Raw genomic sequence first — 24,954 nt, 5'->3', positions numbered from 1 at the left:
CTCAGACCGCGTTGCGCCCGGCGATGGCCTTGGCCAGCTGCACGACCTGGCCGTCGGTGAGGTTGGTTCCCGTGATCCGGATGTCGACCACGAGGTTGTCCACGGCCAGGATCGCGCGCCGGCTGCCCTGCTGTGGGGTGAAGGGTGACTGCTCGTTGGTGACATCGATATCGTCGACGACGCTCGGGTTTCCGAGCACGTAAGTGCTTGGCCGGCGGTTGCCGTCGTAGCTGATCTTGAGGCTGTCCCCGGCGCACTGCCGCCAGGTGTCGACCGTGCGGCTGACGAGTGTCCTTGCCGCCGTGGGGGTATCGAAGGCGGTGACGGCCTGGTCGACCTCGAGGTCGTCGCCCTCGTCGGCGAACAGGGACTCGCGGAACTGCCGGAAGCCGCTGTCGCGGTACACCTCGTCCATGGCGTTACCAATCACGGCCAGGCACACCGGGCGCGACGCGTGCTCGTCGGCGTCGAGCCGGGCGGGCTGGCGTAGTGCCGTCTTGGGGTGCAGGTCCGAGGTGGCCAGGATGGTGTTGAGTTCCGATTCGCTGGCCAGCATGCTGCCCAGGACGTCGACCTGTGAGCCGGTGTCGTACACGGGTGGCTTGGTGCTGCACCCGGTGAGCGCGGAACCGGCCAGCGTAATGACCGCGATGGCCGGTACGGCAGCCCGCTTCACGTCCATCTGCCCCCCTCGATCGTGTTTGCTGATCGTAAACGGTCGGAGGGGTCAGGCGCAGCGCTCGAGCGTTGCTGAGACATCTGTAGACACACCGGTCTCAGCAGTACCACGGAGGTCAGGGATGTGCGGTTCCGAAACGCGGCGTGGGCCGGTGATGCCACGTTTTGGATGAGGGGAGGCCTTAGCGCTTCCGGGGATGCAGAACGTCATCCGTGGACGACGTATCACCGGCTTTGGCGCGCTTTGCGGCACGTTTCTCTTTGAGGGATTTTCCGGACTTCTTGGTCAGGCTTTGCCTCGGCGATTTGTCGGCCATGTCGGCCCCTTTGATATGGGGGCCTGTGTCGGTCCCGGTCCCTCGAACCATACGCGTACGGTCGGTTGTGCGGCGCCAACGCAGGTCGTCGCAGTTGACAATGCCTATGGTGCAGCGTTGACTGGTGTTCTGGCCCGGATCCCGCCACAAGGCACAATCGATCCAAGCGCTAGCGGAAAGCAATCAGTTTTCTTGCGGTATCGCGAAATTCGGTTCAGTTCATTCACGTCGGTCTTGACGTGCTCGGAGTAGCCCGAGATGTCGGCCGTGAGCCGAAGCGAGGGCAGTCATTACGCACATCACCGAGCCGAGGGTAATCGGCAACCACGCAGACATGGGGCCGTCAAATCCGAAAGGTGCTGACAATTCGCAAGTTTCACCCCCGGCGCGGACTGCCGTGGAAGTGGCTCGCGCCCAGATCATGTCGAGTTCATCTTGAGTGCTCCATCCATTCTGCATTTGCCGGCCGGCCCTGCAGCGGTGCGTGCCCAACCTGACCGTCTCAGGGTTGGGATGCTCAGCACGTATGCGCCGACTGCCTGCGGTCTGGCGACATTCAGCGCAGCGCTCGCAGGCGGTTTGTCCGCGACCGGTGCGGAAGTGGGTGTCGTCAGGGTCTCTGATGGTTCGACGTCCGGCGACGGTCGGGTGGTCGGCGAGCTGGTCAACGGATCCGCGCGATCGGTGGCGGCCAGTTCGGATCTGCTCAATCAGAACGACATTGCCGTTATTCAGCACGAGTACGGCATCTACGGGGGTTTGGACGGTGACGAGGTTGTCGACATCATCGGTGACCTTGACATCCCGTCGATCGTCGTGGTGCACACCGTCCTCAATAATCCGACGCCACACCAGCGTTCACTACTCGAGGTGGTTGCGGCGCTGGCGGATCGGGTCGTCGTCATGTCTGAGTCGGCCCACCGACGACTGTGTCTCGGCTACCACGTTGACCGGCGCAAAGTCACCACGATCCCGCATGGCGCGATGGTCCCGGCGCCCGCGCACACGAAGCGCGGCGGTAGACCCACCCTGTTGACCTGGGGGTTGCTCGGGCCCGGGAAGGGCATCGAGCGGGTCATCGACTCGATGGGCGAACTGCATCAGCTCAACGGCCGACCACGGTACGTGGTAGCCGGCCGGACGCATCCAAAGGTGCTCGCTGCCGATGGTGAGGAATACCGGGACTTCTGTATAGAGAAGGCCCGGTTGAGCGGCCTGACCGACGCGGTGCACTTCGACTCCGGGTACCTCGACGCGCCGTCGCTGAGTGCTCAGCTCCGGGCCGCGGCGGTGGTGGTGCTGCCCTACGACTCGACCGAGCAGGTCACCTCCGGCGTGTTGGTCGACGCGGTTGCGCATGGGCGGCCTGTCGTTGCTACCGCCTTTCCACATGCCGTTGAGCTGCTCGGGACTGGGGCCGGCATTGCGGTCGAGCATGGAAATCCGGATGCGCTGACATCCGCTTTGCGGAGCGTGCTCACCCAGCCGCGCCTCGCCGGCGCCATGGCCGCCGAGGCTCGCCGGTTGGCGCCCATGATGTCGTGGTCCGTGGTCGCCAATGCGTACCAAGCCGCTGCGCGGCAGATCCTGGCCGACCGATCGGGACGCCGGTGACCGACCTGCCGATTCCCCGGTTCGACCACCTGCTGCGGATGACGGATGGCAGCGGCACCTTCGAACATGCCCGCCTGGCGGAGCCGCGACCTGAGAATGGTTACTGCACAGACGATATGGCGCGGGTACTGATCGTCGCCACCCGTGCGCCCGGCCCCGACAGGGAGCTGAACCGTCTCGCGGGTGTGGCGATGCGCTTCCTCAACGAGGCGCAGACCCTCACCGGCGCCTGCCACAACCGTTTGGACAGTACCGGTGCGTGGGTCGACGAACCGGCGCTGGAGGACTCTTGGGGGCGCTGCCTGTGGGGCTTGGGAACCGCCGCTGCGCACAGTGATGTCGGCATGGTCCGCCACATGGCGGTCAACCAATTCAAGCGTGCCGCACAGCAGAGGTCGATATGGCCACGGGCAATGTCGTTCGCGGTACTCGGAGCTGCTGAGCTGCTCTCCGCCCACCCCGGGAACAGCGTCGCTCTCGCACTGATCACCGACTATGTCGCCGGCATCCCTGCGCCCACCGGTAACTCGGAGTGGCCATGGCCCGAACCGAGACTCACCTACGCCAATGCGGTTCTCGCCGAAGCCATGATTGCCGCGGGGGCGGCGCTCGACGACCCGGCGCTGTACAACCGGGGCCTGGACCTGCTGGCATGGTTGGTCGAGCGTGAGACGGCCGGCGATCACCTGTCGGTCACGCCTGCCGGCGGCTGGGGCCTCGATGACCCGCGACCGGGGTTCGACCAGCAACCGATCGAGGTGTCTGCGCTGGCAGATGCATGCTCCCGCGCCGCTGCTGTCGATCCGAGCGCTGTCTGGCCGGAAACCGTGCGAGCTGCTGCCGCCTGGTTTGAGGGTGCCAATGATGTCGGCGAGCGGATGTGGGATCCCGAGACGGGTGGGGGATTCGACGGGTTGCACGCCGAAGGGGTGAACCGCAACCAGGGCGCCGAGTCGACGCTGGCGGTGATCTCGACTTTTCAGCAGGCGCAACGCTTTTCTCATGCGACCCCATGACGTCACTCCGCCCGATTGCTCTCGCGCGCAGTCCGCAATGGTTGCGAGCTGACCGTTCGCGGGTGATCACACAGCTGTTCGTGCCGGGCCAGGAGGGTTTCGAACGCCAGGACTCCCGGGCAGGCAAGGTTTTGGCGCGGATCCTGGAGCTGGATGAGGCCGACGTATTGGCGGCGTTGGACGATGTCCGTTTCAGATTCGGTGATCGCCATCGCGGCCTCATCGATACGTTTCGACGTCACGCCGGCGAGCTGGCCGACCGGCTGGCTCCCGGTTCGGAGTTGTCCGAGTCGCGAATCTTGTTGCTTGGGGCGGTATTCACCAACGAATACGCGATCGAGGGTGCGGCGCTGTGCAATCCCAGCATCGTCGCGCACCCAGATCAATCGGGCATCGCCACGGGCAGTGTGAGATTCGTGCTGAGTGTGCGTGGGATCGGGGAGGGGCACCGCTCCTCGATCGGCTTCCGGACCGGCGTCGTCGATGATGCCGGCCGCGTCGTGGTCGACGACCCGGTGCCGTTCGCCTCCACCGGTGCGATGGTGCCGACGCTCCTGCATGCGGACGTGTTCCGCAGCGAGCTGGTCCGGTTGCACGGCGGCGGCGAGACGTCCGACTATGTGCTCGATGCTCTCGGCGATCGGTTCACCCGTGCCGACCTCGATCAGCGGCTCGAGCAGTTACAGCGACATCGCAGCACACGGCGGCACGCGCCGGCGACGATCGCGTTGATCCGAGCGATCGCGGACCGCGCGTACGGGGTCGAGTTCTCAGGCGATACCGCACTTTCCGAACGTGTGCTGTGGCCCGCTACGAGCGCCGAGGCCGCCGGGATGGAGGATGCGCGTTTCGTGCGTTTCGTCGACGACGACGGCGCGGTGAGGTTCTACGCGACCTACACGGCGTACAGCGGCTCGCAGATCAGCCAACAGCTGCTGACGACCACCGATTTCCGGTCGTTCACCTCGGTGCCGATGGTCGGACGGGCCGCCGCGAACAAGGGACTTGCCCTGTTTCCGCGCCGGATCCGCGGGCGATTCGCGGCGATGTCGCGATCCGACCGGGAATCGAACACCATCGCCTTTTCGGACCACCCGGCGGTATGGACGAGCTCGCTGCCGTGCCAGCAGCCGACGCAGCCCTGGGAAGCGCTTCAACTGGGAAACTGCGGTCCACCGATCGAGACCGAGGATGGATGGCTGGTGCTCACTCACGGCGTCGGCCCGATGCGTACCTACCGCATCGGGGCCATCCTGCTCGACCTGGACGATCCGACCCGGATTCTCGGTCGGCTCACCGAACCGCTGCTGAGTGCCGCGGACGACGAACGCGACGGTTACGTGCCCAATGTCGTGTACTCGTGTGGCGCGCTCGTGCACGCCGACACCTTGGTGCTGCCCTTCGGGGTCGGTGACGCCGCAATCCGCATCGCCACCGTTCCGCTGCCCGAACTGCTGGGCGCATTGCGCCCGTAGCGCCGCGTGGGCACCCGTCATGGGCGCTCGACCTGGTGTGGTGGCAGGGATCCCTGTCACCACCTAGGCTGAAAGTACTTTCACCCAGGTGGCCCGGACCATGCCGCCGTACACAGACGGACCGGGATTCTGACAATCAGAGATATCGCCGCATACGCGAAATTGAGCCGCGCGGACATCGACGCGATCGGTGCGGAGCTCGACGCCATCCGCAGCGACGTCGAGGAGTCGCTGGGGGCGAAGGATGCCGCCTACATTCGGCGCACCATCGTGTTTCAGCGGGCGCTCGAGGTCGCGGCACGCCTGCTGATCGCAGGCACCCGATCGAGGGCCGGCCTGCTGGCCGGGACAGCTGCGCTGGCCTACGCGAAATCCGTTGAGAACATGGAACTCGCGCACAACGTCGGCCATGGCCAATGGGATTGGATGAATGATCCCGAGATTCACTCCGCCACCTGGGAGTGGGACATGGTGGGCCCGTCGGCACAGTGGCGCTATTCGCACAATTACCACCATCACGTGTTCAGCAACGTGCTGGGTGTGGACGACGACCTCGGCTTCGGCATTCTGCGGATGAGCCGCGACCAGAAATGGGAACCTCAACATCTGGTGCAGCCGTTGCGAAACATGCTGTTGGCCCTCATCTTCGAGTGGGGGATAGCCCTGCACGACTTCTACTCCGCCCGGGACCGGGCGGACACCGAAGCCGGTAAGAACGCCGCGCGCCAGCTGCTGCGCGCCAAGATCGGCCGCCAGCTCACCAAGGACTTCATCGTCCTGCCGGTGTTGAGCGGGCGGCGGTGGAAGCGAACCCTCGTCGCGAATCTGGGTGCGAACGTGCTGCGCAACCTGTGGGCCTACGTGGTGATCTTCTGCGGGCATTTCCCCGACGGCGCGGAGCGGTTCGGCCCGGAGACGCTGCAGGAGGAGAGCCGCGGCGAGTGGTACCTGCGACAGATGCTGGGCGCGGCGAACTTCAAAGCCGGTCCGGTGCTGGCCTTTTCAAGTGGACACCTGTGCTACCAGATCGAGCATCACCTGTTCCCTGATCTGCCCAGCAACCGTCTGGCAGAGGTGAGCGTGCGGGTGCGCGAGGTGTGCGAGAAGTACAACCTGCCCTACACCAGCGGGCCACTGGCCCGGCAGTATCTGCAGACACTGCGGACGATCTTCAAACTCGCCGTGCCCAATGCGGGGTGGCGATCACTGTTCGGAGCGGCGCCACCCGTCTGACCGGGATCCCGAAAAGGAACTTTACTTCTGCAGTCCCTGTGCCGTTGACGGTCGAACAGGGAGAAGCTGTCGATCAGCGGATGGCGCGCCCTGTACCCCCAGTAGACGCCGATATGGGAGCAGTGTCAACGCTTTTGGAATAGTCGTTGTAATACATTGTGGTGCAATGTGTTTCGGTTCCACGGACGGTGCCGATCACACCTCGTCGACACCTGGCGACGCCGGGGTGGCGACACCGCAGGCCGCGGCGAACTGCACCGGGTTGAGGCCGTCGGCGGAGTTCATGTCGCAGTTGCCGAATGGCGGTGCGCCTTGAGGTAATCCGAAACCGAACCCGCTGCCGTCGGTGTACTGGTGGGCGACCTTGCCGGGATAGTCGGGATTACTGCCGTAGGCCGCGATGATGAGCCTGATGCTGCTGGGTTTGGTGCGCCACATGTTGTTCAGGTCGCCGACGTTGCCGTAGCCGATGATGCGGGCTCGGTCGCCGGCGTAATCGGCGAGGTTCGCGTACAGCAGGTTGATCCACTCCGAGCCGTCGCGGCGCGGGTTACCGCCCTGTTCGACGTCGAGCATCAGCGCGATGCGCGGGTGCAGGCCCCCGTTGGCGTCGATCATCGCGCGCACGGTGGTGGCGTTGGCCAACCAGTTGGGCCGGCAGTAGGTGTAGACGATGCCGAACACCAGCCGCCCGGAATCCAGCGCGCCGCGCATCCAGGCGTAGTTGGCCGCGAAATTGTGGTCGCGGTACGTGCCGTCGCTGACCCGGATCGACAGCACCTGATACGGGTAACTGTCATCGACCGGGTGTTGCCACTCGGAGACGTCGGCGAACAGGGTGTCCTTGATGACGGCGGCGGTCTGTACCACCCGCGGGGCTCGGCCGGACTTGCGCCGCTTCCCCCGCGGGACCCTTTGATTCATAGCACCACTGGGCATGGTCGTACTCCTGTGACCAGCGTAGGTCGGGCGGAGTCAGAGTGCGTTGCGGCCGGCGATGATCTTGGCCAGCTGCACGGTCTGCTGGTCGGTGATGTCGTTGCCGCTGATCCGCAGGTCGACGACGAGGTTGTCGACCGCCAGGATCGCCCGGTGGGTGATGCGGTCGGTGACGTCCACGGGTTCGTCGTGCGTGATGTCGACACCGTCGAGCACGCTGGGGACGGCCATCCAGCGGGCGTCCTGCGTTTTGCCGCCGTCGTAGCTGAAGGTCAGGGTGTCGTTGCCGCAGCGGCGCCAGATGTCGACGGTGCGGGCCACCACGTCCTTGGCGGCCTTGGGAGTATCGAACTTGGCGATGGCCTGGTCGACCTCCACGTCGTCGGCGTCGTCGGCCAGTTGGGTTTCGCGGAACTCGCGGTAACCGCTCGGGCCGTAGATCCACTCCATCGCGTTGCCGATGACAACCATGCACTCGGGGCGGGAGACGGGCTCGTAATTGGCATTCGTCATCGGGGAACGCAGTGCGGTCTTCGGCCGGACCTTGGCGTTCATCACGGTGTTGATCTCGGATTCACTGGCCATCATGCTGCCCAGCACGTCGACGTGAGTGCCGTCGGAATCAGGGGCTGTGGGGGTGCAGGCGGTGAGCAGGGCAGTGCATAGCGCCAGGCCGGCCGCCGCGTTGCGATGAGCGCTCATCAGGTCCCCCTTGGATCTGTTTGCTGATCCTAAACGCCATCGCGGGGTGCACCAGACGGTAATCGGTGACCAGAGGGTGAACTGGCTCGCGCGGCTCGCCCGTTCGGCACTCGCGCCCGTTTCTACATCCGGGTCGTGATGGTCGAGCTGTCACGACCCAGTGGTGGAAAACGGCGCGGCTCGCAGCTTGCTCGTTCCCCCGATCGGAGGACATGGGATTCGTCCGGCCGATGGGCCGGTCGGTCGATACAGGCGCGGGCCGGATCGGCGCATTCTTATTTCAACGCCGGAACACACCGGAACAACACCAAAAGCCTTATCCGACAAAGGAGTCGACATGAGCACCATCGCCCGCCGCATCGCCGCAGGATTCACTCTGGCCGCCGCTCCCGCGCTGATCGCCCTGGGCGCCGCCACCGCTCATGCCGATTCCGCCACCCTGAACGCCGGCCCGTCGGTCAGCGCGCATCAGGCCTTCCCGCACCAGCACAACATGCCCCAGCCCGGGTCCGCGACCCATCACCACCACCAGCGCAACCACGCCAAGTAGGCCTGGGGGAGGCAAGGCCCGGACGCAAGCCGGCGTCCGGGCCTTTGGTATGCGGTCGACGGCTCGTATGGTGGGTTTATGGGCGGTACCGCGTCACTACCGCCGGGGCCGCCGTTGCCCCGGGTCGTACAGGCCGCGTTGATGATGCATTACTGGCCGCGTTTCGTTTCGGCCTGCCGCCGCCGCTACGGCGACGTGTTCACGCTGCGGGTCGCGGCGATGGGCACGATGGTGTACCTGGCCGACCCGGCCGACATCAAGGTGGTGTTCGCCGGGGATCCGACGATTTTCCATGCCGGGGAAGCGAATTCGGTGCTCAGTGCGCTGCTGGGTGACAGCTCGGTGTTGGTCATCGACGAGGACGAGCACCACGAACGCCGCCGCCAGATGCTGCCGCCGTTCCACCGCGACGCGGTGGCCCGCCAGACCGAGATCATGGCCGAGATCGCCGCGGAAAACATCGCGGGCTGGCCGGTGGGAACCGCGTTCCCGGCGGCACCGAAGATGGCCGAGATCACCCTGGAGGTGATCTTGCGAACCGTGATCGGGGCATCGGATCCGGCCCGGCTGGCCGCGCTGCGGGAGGTGATGCCGCGGCTGCTCCGGGTGGGGCCGTGGGAGTTGATGGCGGTCGCCCGGCCGGCCCTGATGCAGCGACGCCCGTGGCGGGCGCTGCGGCGAAATATCGAAGAGGCCAACCGGCTGCTGGGCGCGGAGATCGCCGAGCGTCGCGCCGACCCGGAGCTGGCGACCCGCACCGATGTGCTGGCCATGCTGGTGCGTTCCACCGATGAGCGCGGGCACACCATGACCGACCGTGAACTGCGTGATCAGCTGATGACCTTGCTGGTCGCCGGGCATGAGACGACGGCGACGGCGTTGTCGTGGGCGCTGGAACGGCTGACCCGTAACCCGGGAGTGCTGGACAAGGCGGTAGAGGCCGCACGAACCGGCGACGACGAGTACCTCGACGCCGTGGCGAAGGAAACCCTGCGGATCCGACCGGTGGTGTTCGACGTGGGGCGGCTGCTGAAACAGCCGGTCGAGGTGGCCGGTCACCGGTTGCCTGCCGGGGTGATGGTGGCCCCGGGTATCGGACTGGTGCACGAACGCGACGACGTGTATCCCGACGCCGACAAATTCGATCCGGACCGGATGCTCGGCGCGACGCTGGGGCCCACCACTTGGTTCCCGTTCGGCGGCGGCAACCGTCGTTGCCTGGGCGCGACGTTCGCGACGGTCGAGCTGCGGGTGGTACTGCGCGAAATCCTGTGCCGGGTCGACCTTTTCACCACCACCGCGGCCGACGAAGGACAGCGCGTCAAACACGTCACGCTGGTTCCGAACCGTGGGGCACGGGTGTGTGTGCGGGCGCTACGGGAGGTGCCGTCCGCCAGCGCTGCTCAGGCGTCGCTGGCGGCGGAGGGTTAGTCCACCTCGAATCGAACGAGCACGAGGGCGTCGAGCTGCTCGGCGAACTCACCTGGCAGGTCTGGATCGTCGTCGCGGTATACCTGAACACCCATTCCCGGTGGCACATCTGGGGACAGACACAAGCGCACGCCGCTATAGGTCCGAGTGACCATCAGCAACCGGTCGGCTGCCGGGCCCTCATCCCACTCCGGGACGTCGTCGGGGTCGCCGTCAGCCACGGCCTCCGCCAGGGTTGGCATCGCGTCCACGGCCATCAAGCCAAAGGACTGCCCGTCGGGCACGGTGAACGAGCCATGGACTGTGCGATAGAAATCGGCCAGCTCGGCCGGAGCCGCCGACCACAGCTCCGGGTACCGCGCGACCGCCTCCGCCGTCGGCGGCTCACCGACCCATACCGCAACGGTGCGCTGGGCCTGCTTGTATCCCACGTCGGCGAATCGGAAGACGAACTCGACGACATAGACGAGCACTGGTCGGTCATCGCGCTGACCCACCCATGCGTCGACCAGGAACTCTTGCAGCACCGCCCAAAATCGCGGGACCAATGTCCGCGCGCCGTCGGTCCACAGCGACAGCGCCGCCACCGCACGCACGCTCGGATTGGCCACGTCGAACACCGGTAGCCACGACGCAGGGACCAACTCCCGCTGCTCGGGTGCTAGACGGGACACGGCCGAGCCGCGGCGGAACTGTTCGTCGATCTCCTCGTCGGTCACGCCCATGGCTCACCCGATCCGGTAGTCGGGCAAATCGAGGTCATCGCGCACGCTGCCGGCAAACAGCCCGGCTATCGGGCGTCCCAGGTTCATCGCGCGCAACGCGACATCGCGGAACCACAACCCGAACCGGGTTCTCGTGGCGAAGAAACCCAGCATCCGTTCGGCACCGGCCTGCTTGCCCTCGATGAACGGCCGCAGCAGCGATTCATAACTGTCGAAGGCGCGGCGGTGATCGTCGCCGGCGCGGGCGAGTTCGCCCGCCAGGGCGTACGCCTCGGTGATCGCCAGCCCAGTGCCCTCTCCGCCGAGCAGCGAGATGCAGCCCGCCGCATCGCCGATCAACAACACCCGGTCCTCGGACCAACGGTCCATCTTGATCTGGCTGACCACGTCGAAGTAGAGGTCGTCGACGTCGTCCACCGCGGCCAGAATCTGTCGCGCTTCCCAGCCGGCGTCGCCGAACTGATTGCGTAACTGCTCTTTTGGTGTCAATCCGCGGTTGTCGTGCTGGTCGCGGAACACGAACAGGAACATGGTGCGGTTCCCGCGCAAGGTGAACTGCCCGATCTGGCGTCCGGGAACGCTGTACGTGAGATAGGTATCCGAACTCCCGCCGCCGTAGCCGTCCACCACACAGGCCGCGACCTTGCAGCCCAGGTAGTGCTCGAACCGGGCCTCGGGACCGAACACCAGGCGGCGCACGTTGGAGTGCAGGCCGTCGGCGCCGATGACGAGGTCGAAATCGGCGGCCGGGTTCTTCTCGAAGGCCACCCGAACCCCGTCGGGCCGTTGGTCGATGCCGGTGATGCTGTCGTCGAACACCGTCGGCACGTCGCTCTCTACGGTGCGGTAGATGGCGGCGGCCAGGTCGCCGCGGGGCAGGCTGGTGTAGTCGTTGCCGACCATGCGGCGGAACACGTCGACGCGGAGCTCGGCACGTGTCCTGCCGTCGGATCCGAGCGAGCGCACCGACTCCACGTCATAGCCCGCGTCGCGGATCGCGGATTCGATGCCCATCTTTCGGGTGACCCGGTAGCCGATGCCCCAGAAATCGATCATGTAGCCGCCGGTGCGAAACGCCGGCGCCCGCTCGATCAGCGTCGGGCGGTGGCCGGTGCGCTGCAGCCAGTGCGCGAGCGCCGCCCCGGCGACCCCGGCTCCACTGATGGCTATCCGCATGATGATTCGAGGCTACTCGTGGGGCGGCATGGCTGGGCTTGATGTCTGGTCGAGCATGGTGGGGAAGAAGATCGTCAAGATCTTTGACGGCCCATGCGGGGAAGCGCCTCTCAGGACGACAGCCGCCGCGGTCTCGGGCGGGCAGGAAGTGCTCATGTCGATTCCTTCGGGTCTGGTGCCTGGCATCCACGCCAGGCGAACAGGGGAACGTACAAACAGCCACCGACAAGTGCGTGCCCCCGGCAACCGGCGCCCCGATGTCCAGCCGAGCGTCAGACTCGCGTGCCAAGCTGGGGGCATGGCTGCGAAACGTTCCCCGCACCGTGCCGACCTCGTGCTTTCCGGAGGCGGGGTCAAGGGCATCGGCCTGGTGGGGGCCGTCGTCGCACTCAAGGACGCCGGGTATGCGATCGAACGGATCTCCGGAACCTCGGCCGGCTCACTGGTCGGCGCCGTGGTGGCTGCGGCCGAGCAACGTAACGAGCTGACCAGTGCGCAGCTGCGCGAGCTGGCGTTGAACGTGCCCTACCGCAAATTCCGCGACAGCGGGCCGATCGAGCGCATCCCGGTGCTGGGAACGGCGTGGGGGCTGCTGCGTGAGACCGGTATCTATCGCGGGGATTTCGCCTACGACTGGATACGCAGCGAGCTGAAAAACCTGGGCGTCAAGACTTTCGGTGATCTGGCGATCGACGATGATCATCTGCTTCCGGAACGGCGCTACCGGTTCGTGGTCACGGTGACCGACGTGACGACGGGGCAACTGGTGCGTCTGCCCTGGGACTACCGGCGCGTGTACGGGCTCGACCCCGACGAGCAGCTTGTCGCCGACGCCGTGCGTGCCTCGATGTCGATCCCGTTCCTGTTCCATCCGGTCACGCTGAACACCGCGGCCGGCGAGCCGTGCACGCTGGTGGACGGCGGGGTGCTGTCGAACTTCCCGATCGACTCGTTCGACCGACCCGACGGCGCGGAGCCGCGCTGGCCGACTTTCGGGGTGACGGTGGTGCCGTATCTACCCGCACCATCGGCCGAGCAGCTCATCCCCGGGTTGGGGATGTTGCGCTGCGGCGAACCGACCTTCCTGGAAAGCCTGCTCACCACCATGCTGGTCGGTCACGACCAGGCCCATCTGAGCCTGCCGTGGGTGAAGGTGCGTGCGGTCCAGGTGGATTCGACCGATGTCGGGGTGCTGGACTTCGACATCACCCGCAACGAGGCCGAGGCGCTGTACGACAAGGGCTACGCCGCGACGACGGAGTTTCTGACCACCTGGGACTGGCCCGCCTACCTGGACCACTTCCGCCGGGCCACGCGGGTGGATCCGCGCTAGTGCGAATCAGATACTCCGCGCCGGGCCGGGTCAATCTGATCGGCGAGCACACCGACTACAACCAGGGCTTCGCGCTACCGATTGCCCTGCCGCAGCGGACCTTTGTGAACTTTGAGCCGGACCCGTCGGGCGTGCTGTCGGTATCGAGTGCGTTCGGCGACGGGCCGGTGCGGATCGGTCTGGATACCGTGCCCGGGCAGGTCACCGGCTGGGCGGCCTACGTCGCCGGGGTGGTGTGGGCGCTGCTGAATGCCGGGATCGCGGCGCCGGGCGGGACGATGACGATCACGAGTGAGGTGGAGACAGGGTCGGGGCTGTCGTCTTCGGCGGCGCTGGAATGTGCGGTGCTCGGTGCGCTGGTCGCCGCCGTCGGTGCCGATCTCGATCGCATCGAGCAGGCCTGGATCGCGCAGCAGGCTGAGAACGAGTACGTCGGTGTGCCAACGGGACTGCTCGATCAGTTGGCGTCGCTGTTCGGTTCGACCGGGCACGCCGTGCTGATCGATTTCCGCGACGTCACCGTGCAGCCGGTGCGCTTCGATCCCGAGTCGTCCGGCGTGGCACTGCTGTTGATCGACTCCCGGGCTCGGCATGCACACGCCGGTGGCGAGTACGCGGCCCGGCGGGCATCGTGTGAGCGGGCTGCTGCCGCGCTCGGGGTAGCCTCGCTCCGGGAGGCCGACCCGTCTGCACTGCAGAGGATCGCCGAAGTTGATGCCCGTCGGGCCCGTCATGTGCTGACCGAGAACCAGCGGGTGCTCGATTGTGTTGCCGCGCTGGCATCGTCGGATTTCGAGGCGGTCGGTGCGCTGTGGAACGCGTCGCACGCCTCGATGCGCGACGACTTCGAGATCACCACACCGCACCTCGATCTGATCGCGGCCACCGCTGTGCACGCCGGTGCGCTGGGAGCGCGGATGACCGGCGGTGGGTTCGGTGGCTGCGTCATCGCGCTGGTGCCGGGGGAGCAGGCGGACACGGTCGGCGAAGCGGTGTCGCGAGCGGTGCGAGAGGCCGGCTATCCGGAGCCGGGCATTACCAGGACGCGCGCGGGCAGTGGTGCGGGGCCGGCTACTTCAACTTGACCATGCGCGTCGTCGAACTCTCATCCAACTCGACGACATCGGAACGTGACCGCAGGAAGTCGCTGAAAGACTTGAAGCCCAACGACTTCTCACTGAACGACGGGTCCATCCGCTTCATCTGACCCTTGACCGCCGAGTTGTGCAGCCACTCGACGTCGTCCTTCTCCAGGCCGATCTGCAGCGCACGGGTCAGCAGCGCGGTGGCCTGGGCCTGCGGGTCGGGCTCTTCCTTCTTGCGGGTCCGCCTCTGCTGCTTGGGTTCCGGCTCTGGGGCCGGCGTGGGGATGCCGGGCAGGGCGTCGTAGACCACGAACTCGTCGCACGCGGCGGCCAGCATCCGGCTCGAGGAGCCGGCCACTCCGATGCCGACGACGTAGCGGCCCAGGCGTTTGCAGCGCTGGGCCAGCGGGATGTAGTCGGAGTCGCCGGCCACGATCACCACGTGGGTGAGGTCGGGCAGCCGGAACATGTCCTCGACCGCGTCGACGGCCAGCCGGATATCGGCGCCGTTTTTGCTGTAGGCGGCGGTGGGGAAGAGCTGCACCAGATCGACGGCGCGGCCGACGAGCTGTTCGCGGTACCCGGCGTTGACGTCGGCCGACCAGTCCGCGTAGGCGCGGGTGAGCACCAGGGTGCCGAAGGAGGAGGCGAAGTCCAGGATGGCGGCGACGTCGACGGTGGCCTTGGTGAGCTTGTCGGCCTCCAGGCCCTTGGCCTTGTCTTTCTGAAATGAGTTGCGGCCGTTGACCTGGTCGTAGCGGGAGATGACGATGTTGTCGAAGTCGAGGTACACCGCGACGCGGGTGTCGAGTTCGGTCATCTCAGTCCTCGGCCTCGGGTTCGGGCTGCCCGATCAGGTTGCGGGCGCCGGTGGGGCCGAGCAGTTCCCGGAATGCCTGGATGGTGTAGCCGACGACGATGGCGTCGGTCTTCGCGCGTGCGGTGGCCGATCGCGGCAGGCTGAACAGCGGCCCCATCTCCCCGAAGTAGTCGCCGGGGCCGACGGTCTTGATGACTTCCTCACCGCCGCTGGCCAATTCACGTGCAAGCTCGATCTCGCCCTCGGTGACGATGTAGATCTGATCGCCCATCTCGCCCTGGGAGAACAACACCTCACCGGCCGCGATGGTCACGGTCTCGGTGTTCTGATGCTCGACGGCGACGTGCGGGACGAGCTCCACCACGTGGTCGGCCAGTGGCAGGATGCGGGTGTCATGGGTGGCGACGACGACCACGTGGTCGCCGCTGGCGAGTTCGCGGATGAGCCGCAGCACTTCCTCGACCTGGATGAAATCCAGGTGGGCGGTCGGCTCGTCGGCCAGGATCAGCGGCGGATCGAGCGCGATCGCCCGGGCGACCGCGACGCGTTGTTGCTGCCCGCCGCTGAGATCGCCGGGACGGTGGTGCAATCGGCTCTCAAGGTTGACGCGGGTGAGCAATTCGGTGGCGCGTTCGCGGGCTTCACGCCGAGTCCGGCCCGCGGCGCGCAAGGGCACCATCACGTTCTCCAGCGCGGTCAGGCTGGGCACCAGGTTGAAGGCCTGGAACACGATGCCGACGGTGTCGCGCCGGTAGTCCGAGAGCGTCTTCTTGTCGAGCGTTGTCACGTCGATGTCGCCGAACTCGATACGGCCCGCAGTCGGTTTGAGGATCCCGCCGAGGCATGACAGGAGCGTGGTCTTCCCGCAACCGCTGGGGCCCAACAGAATTGACAGCGATCCGGCGGGAACTTCGAGGTCGAGGCCGTCGATCGGGCGTACCGCGTAACCGCCGCTGGAGTATTCCACGACGAGGTCTTTGACCATCAGATCTGCCATATCAGGGACCTCGGAATGCCAGTGCGGGGTCGACGTTCACGGCGCGACGCAGTCCGGCCACACTGGCCAGCAGGCCCACCGCGACAGCGACGATCGGTAGCGCGACGAATGCCACGGTCGGCACGTCACAACGCATCGGGAAGAGCGGTCCGAGCAGCAAGGACAGCCCAGCGCCCAGCACCGCGGCCAGCAGAGCGACCGTCACGGCCTGCATCGCCAGGCCGGCCATGATGGAGCGGCTGGCCACGCCGACGGCCTTGAACACCGCGAAGTCACGCGTGCGTTCCAGCGCCGACAAGTAGATCACCGAGCCGACGATCAGCACCGCGACCGCCCACAGCAGGCCGGCCATCAGGCTCATCGCCTGGTTGGCGCCCCGCAGCGGACGCACCATGTCGTCGATGGCGCCGGAGCGGTCGACGATCCGGAATTCCGGTGGCGGTGGGCCCGGGTTGCCGACGATGCCGACCGAGGAGATCAGCTTCTGCCCGGAGAACAGCAGCATTTGGGCGCCGGGGACCGACAGGTAGATGTTGTCCTGGGCGGCCAGTGCGGTGAGGTCGTCGACCAGGCCGACGACGCGCAGTTTCGCCGCGCCGACCGCGACATCTGAGCCGATCGGCTGGTTCATCGTCGTCGAGACCGCGACCTCGTCGGTGGCGCGCGGGGCCCGGCCTTCCTTGATGGCCGGCGTGCCCGGCCCTGCCTCGGGCACGCCGAACACGTTGACATTGCGCGGGGTGCCGTTGTTGGGGATGGTCGAGGAGCCGTAGACGAGCGGGACGGCGGTGGTGACGCCGGGCAGCCGGGCGGCACGCTGAACGTCGGTGAGCGGCAGCGGTGCCGAGCCGAGGAACGGGCCAGCCGCACCCGCTTTGATCATGTATGCGTCGAGGCCCAGGGCGTCGACGCTGCGTTCGGCCTCCACTCGGAAACCATGGGCCAGACCCGTCAACACCAACGTCATGGCAAAGACCAGGCCGGTGCCGACGGCGGCGATCAGGAATCGCCGTCGCCGCCATTGCAGATCGCGTAACGCCGCCATCAACACGTCGGTGCCCTCCGCATCTCTGCCGACGTTACCGAGGTGGATGTTGCTGGTGGCGGTTATTGGGGCATTTGGTGTGGGGGGTGCGGTTTCGTACCGGTGACGGACGCCCCGCGCACTGCTACTGTCCAGCGCAATCGGCGAGGGGCAGAGGTATGCAGGCAATAGCCGAAGTTCGGCACAAGCTGGGTCAGATCATCGAGTCGGGGCATGCGGTGGCGCGGCTCGTCGACCGAGGCATCATCGAGCCCCTGGACATCGGCGCGGCGGTGCGCAGCGCCAAACTTGCCGGGCTGTACGGGCCGCAGGCCACCATGGCGATTCAGGGCGGGCGGCGGTACGCGGACCTGCCTGCGGTGGTCGACGAACGCGGCACGTTGACTTATAAGCAGGTCGACGACCAGTCATGGGCGTTGGCAAATGGCCTGCAAGGTCTAGGGCTCAAGGAAGGCTCCGTTGTCGGGCTGTTGTGCCGGGATCACCGCGGCCTGATCGTCGCGATGGCCGGCTGCGGCAAGCTCGGTGTGCGGCTGGTGCTGATGAACACCGGCTTCGCCAAACCGCAGTTCGCGGAGGTCTGTGCGCGCGAGGGCGTCAGCGTGGTGATGCACGACAGCGAGTTCCTCGGACTGCTCGACGCGCTCCCTGCCGAGCTTCCGCGAGTACTGACCTGGGTGGACGACGACGCCGAGTTACCCGACGGCGCACAGACAATCGACGACATCGTGGCCGCGAACCCGACCGGACCGCTGCCCCCGCCGAGCAAGCCCGGAGGGTCGGTCATCCTGACCAGCGGCACCACCGGTCTGCCGAAGGGCGCCCCGCGTGACGCCGTGTCCCCGTTCGCGACCGCGCAGATCGTCGACCGAGTTCCGTTCCCGCGCAAGGGAACCATGGTGATCGTCTCGCCGATCTTCCACAGCACCGGGTGGGCCACCTACCTGGTGGGTGCTGCCTTGGGCAACAAGGTGGTGACGGCGCGACGGTTCAACGCCGAGGGCACACTGAAGCTGATGGCCGAACACCGGGCCGACATGCTGGTCGCGGTGCCGACGATGCTGCACCGGATGGTCGAACTGGGCCCCGAGGTGCTCGCCAAGTACGACACGTCGGCGCTGAAGGTGATCCTGATCGCCGGGTCCGCTCTGAGCCCGGAGTTGTCCACTCGGGTCCAGGATGCCTTCGGCGATGTGCTGTACAACATGTACGGCTCCACGGAGTGCGCGATCGCCACCATCGCCACGCCGGCCGAACTGCGGGCTGCTCCAGGAACTGCGGGGCGGGCCCCGGTGACCTGTGAGGTGGTGCTCTACGACGAGAACGATCAGCGGGTAGAAGGCGCCAACCGCCGCGGCCGGATTTTCATCCGCAACGGTGCGCCGTTTCAGGGCTATACCGATGGTCGTACCAAGCAGATCATCGACGGCTACATGTCCAGCGGCGACATGGGCCATTTCGACGAGAACGGACTGCTGTTCGTCGACGGCCGCGACGACGACATGATTGTCTCCGGTGGTGAGAACGTCTTCCCGCAGGAAGTCGAGAACCTGCTGGAGGAACGCGACGACATCGCCGAGGTGGCGGTGGTCGGTGTGGATGATGTCGAGTTCGGAAAACGGTTGCGGGCCTTCATCGTTGCCGAGCCTGGTGCCAGCCCTGACGCGGCCGAGATCAAGCTGCACGTGAAGAACAACCTGGCCCGGCACAAGGTGCCCCGCGACGTGGTGTTCGTCGACGAACTGCCGCGCAATGCCACCGGCAAGCTGCTGCGACGGGTGCTCGTCGAGATGGTCATCGATACCTGATGTCCGTGCGTGGGTCTCATCACGCTCGTCACAGGCACCGTCCGTGAGACTCCTCTCCTGCCGCAGGGCGCGTCGACGGGAGCTGCCTTGTCGGTGGCTGGTGCGACGATGCGCGGTTCACTTCAAACAGGAGGTTGATATGAAGCGTGTATCGGTGGCAGTCGTCGGTCTGGTGGCCGTCGCTCTGGCGGCGAGTCCGGCGGCGGTGGCGTCGCCGTCGTGGACCATGCCGAATCTGATCGGGATGGATCTGCAGGGCGCACAGGATGCGATCCAGTCGCTGACGCACGGTGAGGTGTGGTTCAGCAGCTCGACAGATCTGACCGGGAAGGGCCGGGCCCAGATCAGCGACCGCAATTGGCAGGTGTGCAGCTCGACACCGCCGCCCGGGTCGACGTTCGGTACTTCGACCAAGATCGACTTCGGGGTGGTGCGCATCGACACGGAAAAGTGCCCGTGACGCGGTGACTTTTGGGGCTCGAAGCCGTCGCTTCGAGCCCCAAAAATCGCTGCATGGGCGGTAGGCCGGCTCGCCTTAGTCTGGTTGACGACGGAACCGGGGGCCTAGATGTTGCGAGCGATGATGTGTACGTCCGTGCTGTTGGCATTCGGGGTATCGATGACGGCGTGCGGCCCCCGGACGGAAGCGCCGATGCCGCCGGATCAATCGAAGGTCTTCTTTCCGGGGACGGGTGAGACCTACGGACTCGACCTCACGCCGACCGACCGCGACCATCTGGCCGAGCTGTATGCGCTTCGTCAGATCGATCCGTGCGGCTTCGTCGACCGGAAAACCCTGGAAGGCAACGGCCACACGGACTTCAGTTACACATATTCCTCGGTGTCCTGGATCGAAACCGGTGCGAATTCGCCTATCGCGACACTCGGTGGTGAGGGGTGCACGGTTGGCTTCCCGGCTACCAAGGCGGGGCTCGAACTTCTGGTCCGACCGGGCGAAGTCCGGTGGAACGACAGCCAGTTCAGTTCCGATCCAGCGCATCCGGGTGTCCTGGGGACGACGCCACCGGGCTGCACGTTTCGGGTTCCTCTGCCACTGGCCGGCCTCACCGGCGCACCCGAGTCTATGCGGGATCCGGTGATGGAGGTGTCTGCGGTGGATGTGACAGACGGGCGGCGGAACTCTGAGGACACCGAGCTGTGCGAGCTCGGTGGGGCGGTCGCGGGTGAGATCGCGGCACACGTCGAAGCCAACGGCGTCCCGGTGCACACTGATAAGTCTTCAACTGCGACACGGTTTCTGACCGCAGATCCGTGTGCGGCAGCGGCGGACCTTCACGCGGTGGGCTTCGAATGGTGGGAACCCAAACCCGAAGCGCAGTGGCCGACGACGTGGCGGCATCCCGGTGTGTGCGAACTCCAACTCGATCCGGCCGCCGGCGAACCCGCCACGGCCGTAGCCAAATACGGACTGGTCAAGTGGTCCGATGACATTGTCAAGATGCCGTGGAGTCCAGAGTCGCAACGTAGCGAGCAGGACGGCGTGACACTGTTCGACGTCGGTGGGTCTTCGGGTCCAGACTGTTACGTGATCGCCAAAACCAACCTCAATATTGAACCGGTGACCGTGGGAACCGGGGCTGCCGACCTGGTCGCGTCAACTCCGATCGTCACGGTGCGAGTGAGCGCACCTACCGCAGGGAACTGCGCTGGCAGCGCGAAGGAAGCGGCACTGAGGGCAGTCCAGCGGGCGGGCTGAGCGTCACCGCTTGCACAGCTCGTACATCTGCGTATCCGCATCGACGAGTTGTTGAATGATGTTGGTATAGCTCGCTGTTCGAATCTCGACGCTATCGTCGGATAGTCCGGGTGTGCGGGCTTGTTCGACGATGCTGACGGCCTCGGCTGACAGATCGCTGATCCGGTGCAGATGGCGGCTGATTCCGGGGTCGGCGACCTCGTCGGCATAGCGGCCCAGCTGAGCTGACCACGCGTGGTACTTGTACAGGGCTGGTCCGCCGGGGCCGATTTGGCCCGGGTCGAGAAGGTCCTGGTGGTCAGCGATGTAGCCAACTGCTGCCCGGGCGGTGCGGCAGTCTCGGCCGGACTCTTGCGTGAAGAATAAGGTGGCCAGCATAGCCGCGGCCACCAACACGAGAATGACACCGATTCGAAGCAGATGCTCACGGGTCGTCGGCACCGCGGGAGGCACGGCGTGAGCGACCGCAGCGGCGACCTCCGGATCGGCATCGGCGGCGGCGCGTAACCGTGCCAGATGCGGCTCACGGCGACGCCGGACCCATGCCGGCCATACCTGTGCGACCACCATCATCACGGCCAGGACCAGAAACATTGCGGCCAGTCGAGGCTGGTCTGCCATGAATTCAACGGCGGGAAGCGGTACGGCGAACAGTCCGATGAGCACCCAGGTGAGGCGGCGGCCCGTCGGGGTGACACGGTTCCGGTATGCCCGGGCCAGATCGCTGGCGCGCACGGCGGCGGTCAGCACCGCCGGGTCGGTGGGTACCGGACCGCGACGCAGTGCCATGGCGGTTGCGGTGCGCTGGGCGGCGGTGAGGCCCTCGAGCACGGTGGCGTAGGTTCTCACGACGGGTCGGCCGAGCAGGGTGATCGGGATGCCGGCTACCAGCCCGAATATGGCCAGTCCGATCGCGTCAACCCAGATCGGCCACGGCGTCGACCAATGGTATTCGGGTCGCAGCACGGCCCAGCCGAACAACAAGAACCACACCGTTATCCATGCCGAATTGACGAGCCAACGAGCCCACCACGATGCGGTGTTGTACCAAACCCACAACGGACGAAGTCCTTTCGACGGACGGTGCTGCGTTCAGCCGGCGCCCTGCGATTGTGACATCGCTATGTGGGGTCCGATTGCGCCAATTTTCCGCTACCAGGTCAATTGAACGCGGTGCTACCGGACACGGCGTGCGTCGTGCTGATGAGCTTCGCGTAGCAGTGATTCCGGTCGAAACCGTGGTCGCTGCACCAGGCCAACGCCCCGCTCGCGGTGGGATAGGTGATCGGCGCGATGGTGACCCAGAAGTTGGGCCCGTCGAACGTCGACCAGTCACCGGACCACAGGAGCTTGGCGCCGTACTCCTGGCGCAGCCGCAGATGCTCCTCCAACGTCAACTCGTTGTTCCACACCACACCTTGGTCGACGACACCCGGCCGCTTGGAACTCAATTGCGGCACCCATCGATCGGAACCCTGGGTGCTCACGACGGTGTGGTCGTCCAGCGAGATCTGGCGTAGCTGTGCCGAACTCGACGCTTCGGCGTTGCGGGTTGTCGTCGGCGTGTACGACGGCGTGGCAGCCGTCGTCGGCGCCGGCACCGTCTTGTACACAGTTGGCCCAGCGACGGTCACGCCCGTCGGCGGTGCGAGCGTCGGTGTCTGTGCCGATGACGAGTCGTCTGAGTTATTCGACAGGAGCAGACCGATGACCAGCCCGACCCCGCCGAGCAGGAGTGCGGCCACCAGCACGACGGCGGCCATCGGCACCAAGGATTGCCGGGGAGGCGGTCCGGGCTCAGTGGCACCGGATGCGATGTGCGCGACGACCGGCGGTGCGGTGAGCAACGGCGGTGAAACATATGGTGCCATCATGGTTTCGGCGCTGGCGGCGACCCTCTCGTCAGTGGTGTGCAACGCCCGTTGCGCGGCGCGCCCCAATGCGCCGGCGCTGCCGTAACGGTCGTCGGGCTCCTTGGCCATGCCACGCGCGATGACGGTATCCAGGGATGTCGGGATTCCCGAGTGGGCCGTACTGGGCCGCGGCGGCGGGTTCGTCAGATGCGCCGCGATCAGCTGTTCGTTGCTGTGGGTCGGGAACGGCGCGTCGGCGGTCAGCGCCTCGTAGAGCACGCAGGCCAGCGAGTAGATGTCTGCGGCGGGCGTGCACGGCTCGTCGCCGAACCGTTCCGGGGCCATATAGCTGAACGAGCCGATCCGCGTGTCTGCCTGGGTGAGCCTCGAATCACCTTGGGCCTGAGCGATACCGAAGTCCAACAGGTAGGCGAAGTCCGCAGAGGTGACGATGATGTTCTGCGGCTTGACATCCCGGTGGATCAGCCCGCGAGGGTGGGCGGCATCCAACGCGGAGGCGATCTGCTCGATGACGGTTACCGCGCGGCGCGGCTCGAGCGGGCCGCTGTTGATGAGGTCATGCAGGGTCTGCCCGCGGACCAGGCGCATGTCGATGTAGAGGTTGCCGTCGATCTCGCCCCAGTCGTGAATCGGCACGACATGGGGCTCCTCCAAACTGGCCGCCGCCTGCGACTCACGCAGGAACCGGGTCCGGAACTGCTCATCGTGCGCAAACTCGGCGCGCAGGATCTTCAGGGCAACGGTCCGGCCCTTGTCGGTGTCGACGGCCTCGTACACCTCGCCCATGCCGCCACGGCCGAGCAGCGCGGTCAGCTCATACTTGCCGAACCGGCCACCCACGCCCGGGTTGTTCTCGACCATCCTGTGTGCCTCCTCGACTGGCGAACAGGAGAACGTAGCGCGGGGTCCCGACAAGATTTGCGCATTGCCGGACCCGGTCTCGGCCTTAGGCTGATGAGCATGCGATTTGCTCCCGTTGCCGCCGCGTTGTTGGTCGCGGTGATGGTCGGCGTGAGTGGCTGCACCGGTGCGCCCGATCGTGAACAGGAAGCAATCGACATCAAGAACCGCATCGCGGCGATGCCGGGGGTGTCCGAGGTCGGCCTGATCTATGACAACGGCATCCTCGAAGGCACTCGGTTCGAACTGAAGGTCGACATGGCGCAGGCCAGTGATCAGCAGGTCGGCGAGGTGGCCGCGCAACTCGATGAGCTGCGCGGCAAAGATTTCGCGAAGTTCGATCAGTCGATGAAGATCGTTGTGGCCAAATGGACTTCGATCTCGGGCAGCGTCGATCTGCCCGACGACGTCGAACACGTGTCCGGGCTGGTGCGTCGCCTTCGTGCCGAGGCTCCGGCCGGGGAAATCAGGTGGTTCAGTGGCGCCGCGCCTGAGGTATCACAGATAGAGGTCCGGGATGCCGAGCAACCTGGTGCCGCCGTCGACGCGATCCTGCGGATCTTCGCCGACCGGCCACCGAGCGACATTGAAGTCGCTCCCGCCGACCGGGTCGGTGATGCGCACTGGAAGGTCTTCACCCGCTTGACCCCGGCCGACAAGCAACGCATCGACCGGCAACTGGCCGCGGCAGCGCCCGCCGACCCTGGGTGGGTCAGCGTCCGGGACGGACGGGTTGTGCACCTGACTTTCGGGGTGCCGACCCGGGCGACTGCCTATGACGACATCGTGCGGACCATCCACGCGCTCGAGGCCGGTCCGGAGCATCCGGTCAGCCTCACCTGGCGCTGGGACGGCGACCGGGCCCGCTTCGACGAGCCACGTTGGGCGGGCAGCGCCATGATCGGCAAGTGTGAGTACGTCAACGGCGACCGCACGAAGTCGGAACCGCTCCTGCCGGAGGCGTTGGCGCTGCAACAGCGCATCCGCGACGAGTTCGACACCTGCCTGAAGTAGAGGCTAGGTCGGCGGGGTCAGTTTGATCGCGGCCAGGTGCTCGCGGTCGACTGCGTCGGTGAACTCCTCCAGCGTGGGGATGCGCTGATAGCGGAACGTCAAACCCATCATCCGCTGGGCGCGTTTGGGGCCGTAGGACTCGGCGCAGCGGTGGAACAGATCGGCGACGGTCGCGCGGTCGCCGATGAGCTCACCGCGCATGGTCGTCGTCTTGCCGTCGAGCAGCACCTCGGCGGTGGCGCCGCCGCGGAAGTTGTTCTTCCACGCCGCGTCGGTCATCGCATAGAGGGTGTTGTCGATGACGTGCGCGGTGAGCGGAATCGCATACTGCTTTCCGGTCTTTCGTCCCCGGACGTTCACGACCATGAACTGTTTGCGTGTGGCGCCGGCGAACGGGGTGCGCACCAGCATCCGCATGATCGGGTTGACGACACGCAGCATTACTTTCGGCGGATGCGCCACGGTGACCGCGGGCGACTGCTCTGTCATGACCTCACGCTAGGCC

Annotated in this window: 23 protein-coding genes; 12 read left to right on the top strand and 11 right to left on the bottom strand. The window is 66.2% G+C overall.

Translation table 11 applies throughout. From position 1 onward, the window contains the following. Position 1: 1 nt before the first annotated feature. Complete coding sequence (locus AC4ELS_RS12330; RefSeq protein ID WP_448443596.1) at positions 2 to 682, bottom strand: sensor domain-containing protein; 681 nt, start codon at positions 680 to 682, stop codon at positions 2 to 4. A gap of 826 nt (positions 683 to 1,508) precedes the next feature. Between AC4ELS_RS12330 and AC4ELS_RS12325 the strand changes: the two genes are divergently transcribed. The 4 genes from AC4ELS_RS12325 to AC4ELS_RS12310 all read left to right on the top strand — a co-directional run bounded on the left by AC4ELS_RS12325 (position 1,509) and on the right by AC4ELS_RS12310 (position 6,333). Continuing rightward, positions 1,509 to 2,609, top strand: a complete 1,101-nt coding sequence (locus tag AC4ELS_RS12325; protein ID WP_463791008.1) for a glycosyltransferase — start codon at positions 1,509 to 1,511, stop codon at positions 2,607 to 2,609. Between the two features lie 38 nt (positions 2,610 to 2,647). Next, entirely contained in the window at positions 2,648 to 3,625 is a 978-nt protein-coding gene (locus AC4ELS_RS12320; protein ID WP_448444167.1) for a glycosyltransferase, read from the top strand. Beyond that, on the top strand, positions 3,622 to 5,100 hold the full coding sequence (locus AC4ELS_RS12315) for a glycoside hydrolase family 130 protein (protein WP_448443594.1): 1,479 nt from the start codon (positions 3,622 to 3,624) through the stop codon (positions 5,098 to 5,100). Before AC4ELS_RS12320 ends, AC4ELS_RS12315 begins: the two co-directional genes overlap by 4 nt. Positions 5,101 to 5,229: 129 nt before the next feature. Continuing rightward, positions 5,230 to 6,333, top strand: a complete 1,104-nt coding sequence (locus AC4ELS_RS12310; protein ID WP_499047839.1) for a fatty acid desaturase family protein — start codon at positions 5,230 to 5,232, stop codon at positions 6,331 to 6,333. A 195-nt stretch (positions 6,334 to 6,528) separates the two neighbouring features. Here the strand turns inward: AC4ELS_RS12310 and AC4ELS_RS12305 are convergent, their stop codons facing one another. Then, positions 6,529 to 7,257 carry a glycoside hydrolase family 25 domain-containing protein gene (locus tag AC4ELS_RS12305; RefSeq protein ID WP_499047554.1) on the bottom strand — a complete coding sequence of 243 codons (729 nt, stop codon included), beginning with the start codon at positions 7,255 to 7,257 and terminating at the stop codon, positions 6,529 to 6,531. A 51-nt stretch (positions 7,258 to 7,308) separates the two neighbouring features. Next, positions 7,309 to 7,974, bottom strand: a complete 666-nt coding sequence (locus tag AC4ELS_RS12300) for a sensor domain-containing protein (RefSeq protein ID WP_499047552.1) — start codon at positions 7,972 to 7,974, stop codon at positions 7,309 to 7,311. 337 nt (positions 7,975 to 8,311) lie between these two features. Between AC4ELS_RS12300 and AC4ELS_RS12295 the strand changes: the two genes are divergently transcribed. Both AC4ELS_RS12295 and AC4ELS_RS12290 read left to right on the top strand, forming a co-directional pair. After that, entirely contained in the window at positions 8,312 to 8,524 is a 213-nt protein-coding gene (locus AC4ELS_RS12295) for a hypothetical protein (RefSeq protein ID WP_064887940.1), read from the top strand. Between the two features lie 78 nt (positions 8,525 to 8,602). Continuing rightward, positions 8,603 to 9,955: a cytochrome P450 gene (locus AC4ELS_RS12290; RefSeq protein ID WP_499047549.1), complete on the top strand. Its 1,353-nt coding sequence runs from the start codon at positions 8,603 to 8,605 to the stop codon at positions 9,953 to 9,955. Here the strand turns inward: AC4ELS_RS12290 and AC4ELS_RS12285 are convergent. Both AC4ELS_RS12285 and AC4ELS_RS12280 read right to left on the bottom strand, forming a co-directional pair. Beyond that, complete coding sequence (locus tag AC4ELS_RS12285) at positions 9,952 to 10,680, bottom strand: hypothetical protein (RefSeq protein ID WP_499047547.1); 729 nt, start codon at positions 10,678 to 10,680, stop codon at positions 9,952 to 9,954. The genes AC4ELS_RS12290 and AC4ELS_RS12285 overlap by 4 nt on opposite strands. Before the next feature lie 3 nt (positions 10,681 to 10,683). Next, complete coding sequence (locus AC4ELS_RS12280) at positions 10,684 to 11,856, bottom strand: FAD-binding domain (protein ID WP_499047545.1); 1,173 nt, start codon at positions 11,854 to 11,856, stop codon at positions 10,684 to 10,686. Between the two features lie 298 nt (positions 11,857 to 12,154). On the opposite strand from AC4ELS_RS12280, the gene AC4ELS_RS12275 reads away from it, so the two are divergent. Together AC4ELS_RS12275 and AC4ELS_RS12270 are read left to right on the top strand one after the other, a co-directional pair. Next, positions 12,155 to 13,189: a patatin-like phospholipase family protein gene (locus tag AC4ELS_RS12275; RefSeq protein WP_499047543.1), complete on the top strand. Its 1,035-nt coding sequence runs from the start codon at positions 12,155 to 12,157 to the stop codon at positions 13,187 to 13,189. Then, positions 13,189 to 14,274: a galactokinase gene (locus AC4ELS_RS12270; protein WP_499047541.1), complete on the top strand. Its 1,086-nt coding sequence runs from the start codon at positions 13,189 to 13,191 to the stop codon at positions 14,272 to 14,274. The genes AC4ELS_RS12275 and AC4ELS_RS12270 overlap by 1 nt, the downstream gene beginning before the upstream one ends. Here the strand turns inward: AC4ELS_RS12270 and AC4ELS_RS12265 are convergent. The 3 genes from AC4ELS_RS12265 to AC4ELS_RS12255 are packed head-to-tail and all read right to left on the bottom strand — an operon-like array spanning position 14,261 to position 17,142. After that, on the bottom strand, positions 14,261 to 15,094 hold the full coding sequence (locus AC4ELS_RS12265; protein WP_418008517.1) for an NYN domain-containing protein: 834 nt from the start codon (positions 15,092 to 15,094) through the stop codon (positions 14,261 to 14,263). The genes AC4ELS_RS12270 and AC4ELS_RS12265 overlap by 14 nt on opposite strands. A gap of 1 nt (position 15,095) precedes the next feature. Next, positions 15,096 to 16,091, bottom strand: a complete 996-nt coding sequence (locus AC4ELS_RS12260) for an ABC transporter ATP-binding protein (RefSeq protein ID WP_499047539.1) — start codon at positions 16,089 to 16,091, stop codon at positions 15,096 to 15,098. Position 16,092: 1 nt separating this feature from the next. Next, complete coding sequence (locus AC4ELS_RS12255; RefSeq protein ID WP_499047537.1) at positions 16,093 to 17,142, bottom strand: ABC transporter permease; 1,050 nt, start codon at positions 17,140 to 17,142, stop codon at positions 16,093 to 16,095. Positions 17,143 to 17,294: 152 nt separating this feature from the next. On the opposite strand from AC4ELS_RS12255, the gene AC4ELS_RS12250 reads away from it, so the two are divergent. The 3 genes from AC4ELS_RS12250 (at position 17,295) to AC4ELS_RS12240 (ending at position 20,661) form a co-directional block, all read left to right on the top strand. Beyond that, a complete protein-coding gene (locus AC4ELS_RS12250; protein WP_499047535.1) occupies positions 17,295 to 18,944 on the top strand; it encodes an acyl-CoA synthetase in 1,650 nt (549 codons plus the stop codon). Between the two features lie 139 nt (positions 18,945 to 19,083). Beyond that, entirely contained in the window at positions 19,084 to 19,404 is a 321-nt protein-coding gene (locus AC4ELS_RS12245) for a hypothetical protein (RefSeq protein WP_498885747.1), read from the top strand. A 192-nt stretch (positions 19,405 to 19,596) separates the two neighbouring features. Further along, positions 19,597 to 20,661 carry a hypothetical protein gene (locus AC4ELS_RS12240; RefSeq protein WP_498885745.1) on the top strand — a complete coding sequence of 355 codons (1,065 nt, stop codon included), beginning with the start codon at positions 19,597 to 19,599 and terminating at the stop codon, positions 20,659 to 20,661. Positions 20,662 to 20,664: 3 nt separating this feature from the next. Here AC4ELS_RS12240 and AC4ELS_RS12235 read toward each other — a convergent pair whose 3' ends face one another. Beyond that, positions 20,665 to 21,654 (bottom strand): hypothetical protein, encoded by a 990-nt coding sequence (locus tag AC4ELS_RS12235; RefSeq protein WP_498885743.1) that lies wholly within the window; start codon positions 21,652 to 21,654, stop codon positions 20,665 to 20,667. Between the two features lie 167 nt (positions 21,655 to 21,821). Beyond that, complete coding sequence (locus tag AC4ELS_RS12230) at positions 21,822 to 23,396, bottom strand: serine/threonine-protein kinase (protein WP_499047533.1); 1,575 nt, start codon at positions 23,394 to 23,396, stop codon at positions 21,822 to 21,824. A 99-nt stretch (positions 23,397 to 23,495) separates the two neighbouring features. On the opposite strand from AC4ELS_RS12230, the gene AC4ELS_RS12225 reads away from it, so the two are divergent. Beyond that, positions 23,496 to 24,449: a hypothetical protein gene (locus AC4ELS_RS12225; protein WP_498885740.1), complete on the top strand. Its 954-nt coding sequence runs from the start codon at positions 23,496 to 23,498 to the stop codon at positions 24,447 to 24,449. Positions 24,450 to 24,452: 3 nt separating this feature from the next. On the opposite strand, the gene AC4ELS_RS12220 is transcribed toward AC4ELS_RS12225, so the two are convergent. Next, positions 24,453 to 24,938, bottom strand: coding sequence for a hypothetical protein (locus tag AC4ELS_RS12220; RefSeq protein WP_498885738.1), 486 nt, complete (start codon positions 24,936 to 24,938; stop codon positions 24,453 to 24,455). Positions 24,939 to 24,954 lie beyond the last annotated feature (16 nt).

The sequence above is a fragment of the Mycobacterium shunyiense genome (genome assembly GCF_058270035.1).
Note: the sequence above shows the minus strand (reverse complement) of the source record. Positions and strands in the feature narration are given on the sequence as shown.

What these genes read in the sequence shown, in the direction of transcription:
- AC4ELS_RS12330 (WP_448443596.1), bottom strand. Translation starts at nt 682, where the DNA reads ATGGACGTGAAGCGGGCTGCCGTACCGGCCATCGCGGTCATTACGCTG.
- AC4ELS_RS12325 (WP_463791008.1), top strand. Translation starts at nt 1,509, where the DNA reads ATGCTCAGCACGTATGCGCCGACTGCCTGCGGTCTGGCGACATTCAGC.
- AC4ELS_RS12320 (WP_448444167.1), top strand. Translation starts at nt 2,648, where the DNA reads ATGACGGATGGCAGCGGCACCTTCGAACATGCCCGCCTGGCGGAGCCG.
- AC4ELS_RS12315 (WP_448443594.1), top strand. Translation starts at nt 3,622, where the DNA reads ATGACGTCACTCCGCCCGATTGCTCTCGCGCGCAGTCCGCAATGGTTG.
- AC4ELS_RS12305 (WP_499047554.1), bottom strand. Translation starts at nt 7,257, where the DNA reads ATGAATCAAAGGGTCCCGCGGGGGAAGCGGCGCAAGTCCGGCCGAGCC.
- AC4ELS_RS12300 (WP_499047552.1), bottom strand. Translation starts at nt 7,974, where the DNA reads ATGAGCGCTCATCGCAACGCGGCGGCCGGCCTGGCGCTATGCACTGCC.
- AC4ELS_RS12295 (WP_064887940.1), top strand. Translation starts at nt 8,312, where the DNA reads ATGAGCACCATCGCCCGCCGCATCGCCGCAGGATTCACTCTGGCCGCC.
- AC4ELS_RS12290 (WP_499047549.1), top strand. Translation starts at nt 8,603, where the DNA reads ATGGGCGGTACCGCGTCACTACCGCCGGGGCCGCCGTTGCCCCGGGTC.
- AC4ELS_RS12285 (WP_499047547.1), bottom strand. Translation starts at nt 10,680, where the DNA reads ATGGGCGTGACCGACGAGGAGATCGACGAACAGTTCCGCCGCGGCTCG.
- AC4ELS_RS12280 (WP_499047545.1), bottom strand. Translation starts at nt 11,856, where the DNA reads ATGCGGATAGCCATCAGTGGAGCCGGGGTCGCCGGGGCGGCGCTCGCG.
- AC4ELS_RS12275 (WP_499047543.1), top strand. Translation starts at nt 12,155, where the DNA reads ATGGCTGCGAAACGTTCCCCGCACCGTGCCGACCTCGTGCTTTCCGGA.
- AC4ELS_RS12265 (WP_418008517.1), bottom strand. Translation starts at nt 15,094, where the DNA reads ATGACCGAACTCGACACCCGCGTCGCGGTGTACCTCGACTTCGACAAC.
- AC4ELS_RS12260 (WP_499047539.1), bottom strand. Translation starts at nt 16,091, where the DNA reads ATGGCAGATCTGATGGTCAAAGACCTCGTCGTGGAATACTCCAGCGGC.
- AC4ELS_RS12250 (WP_499047535.1), top strand. Translation starts at nt 17,295, where the DNA reads ATGCAGGCAATAGCCGAAGTTCGGCACAAGCTGGGTCAGATCATCGAG.
- AC4ELS_RS12245 (WP_498885747.1), top strand. Translation starts at nt 19,084, where the DNA reads ATGAAGCGTGTATCGGTGGCAGTCGTCGGTCTGGTGGCCGTCGCTCTG.
- AC4ELS_RS12240 (WP_498885745.1), top strand. Translation starts at nt 19,597, where the DNA reads ATGCCGCCGGATCAATCGAAGGTCTTCTTTCCGGGGACGGGTGAGACC.
- AC4ELS_RS12230 (WP_499047533.1), bottom strand. Translation starts at nt 23,396, where the DNA reads ATGGTCGAGAACAACCCGGGCGTGGGTGGCCGGTTCGGCAAGTATGAG.
- AC4ELS_RS12225 (WP_498885740.1), top strand. Translation starts at nt 23,496, where the DNA reads ATGCGATTTGCTCCCGTTGCCGCCGCGTTGTTGGTCGCGGTGATGGTC.
- AC4ELS_RS12220 (WP_498885738.1), bottom strand. Translation starts at nt 24,938, where the DNA reads ATGACAGAGCAGTCGCCCGCGGTCACCGTGGCGCATCCGCCGAAAGTA.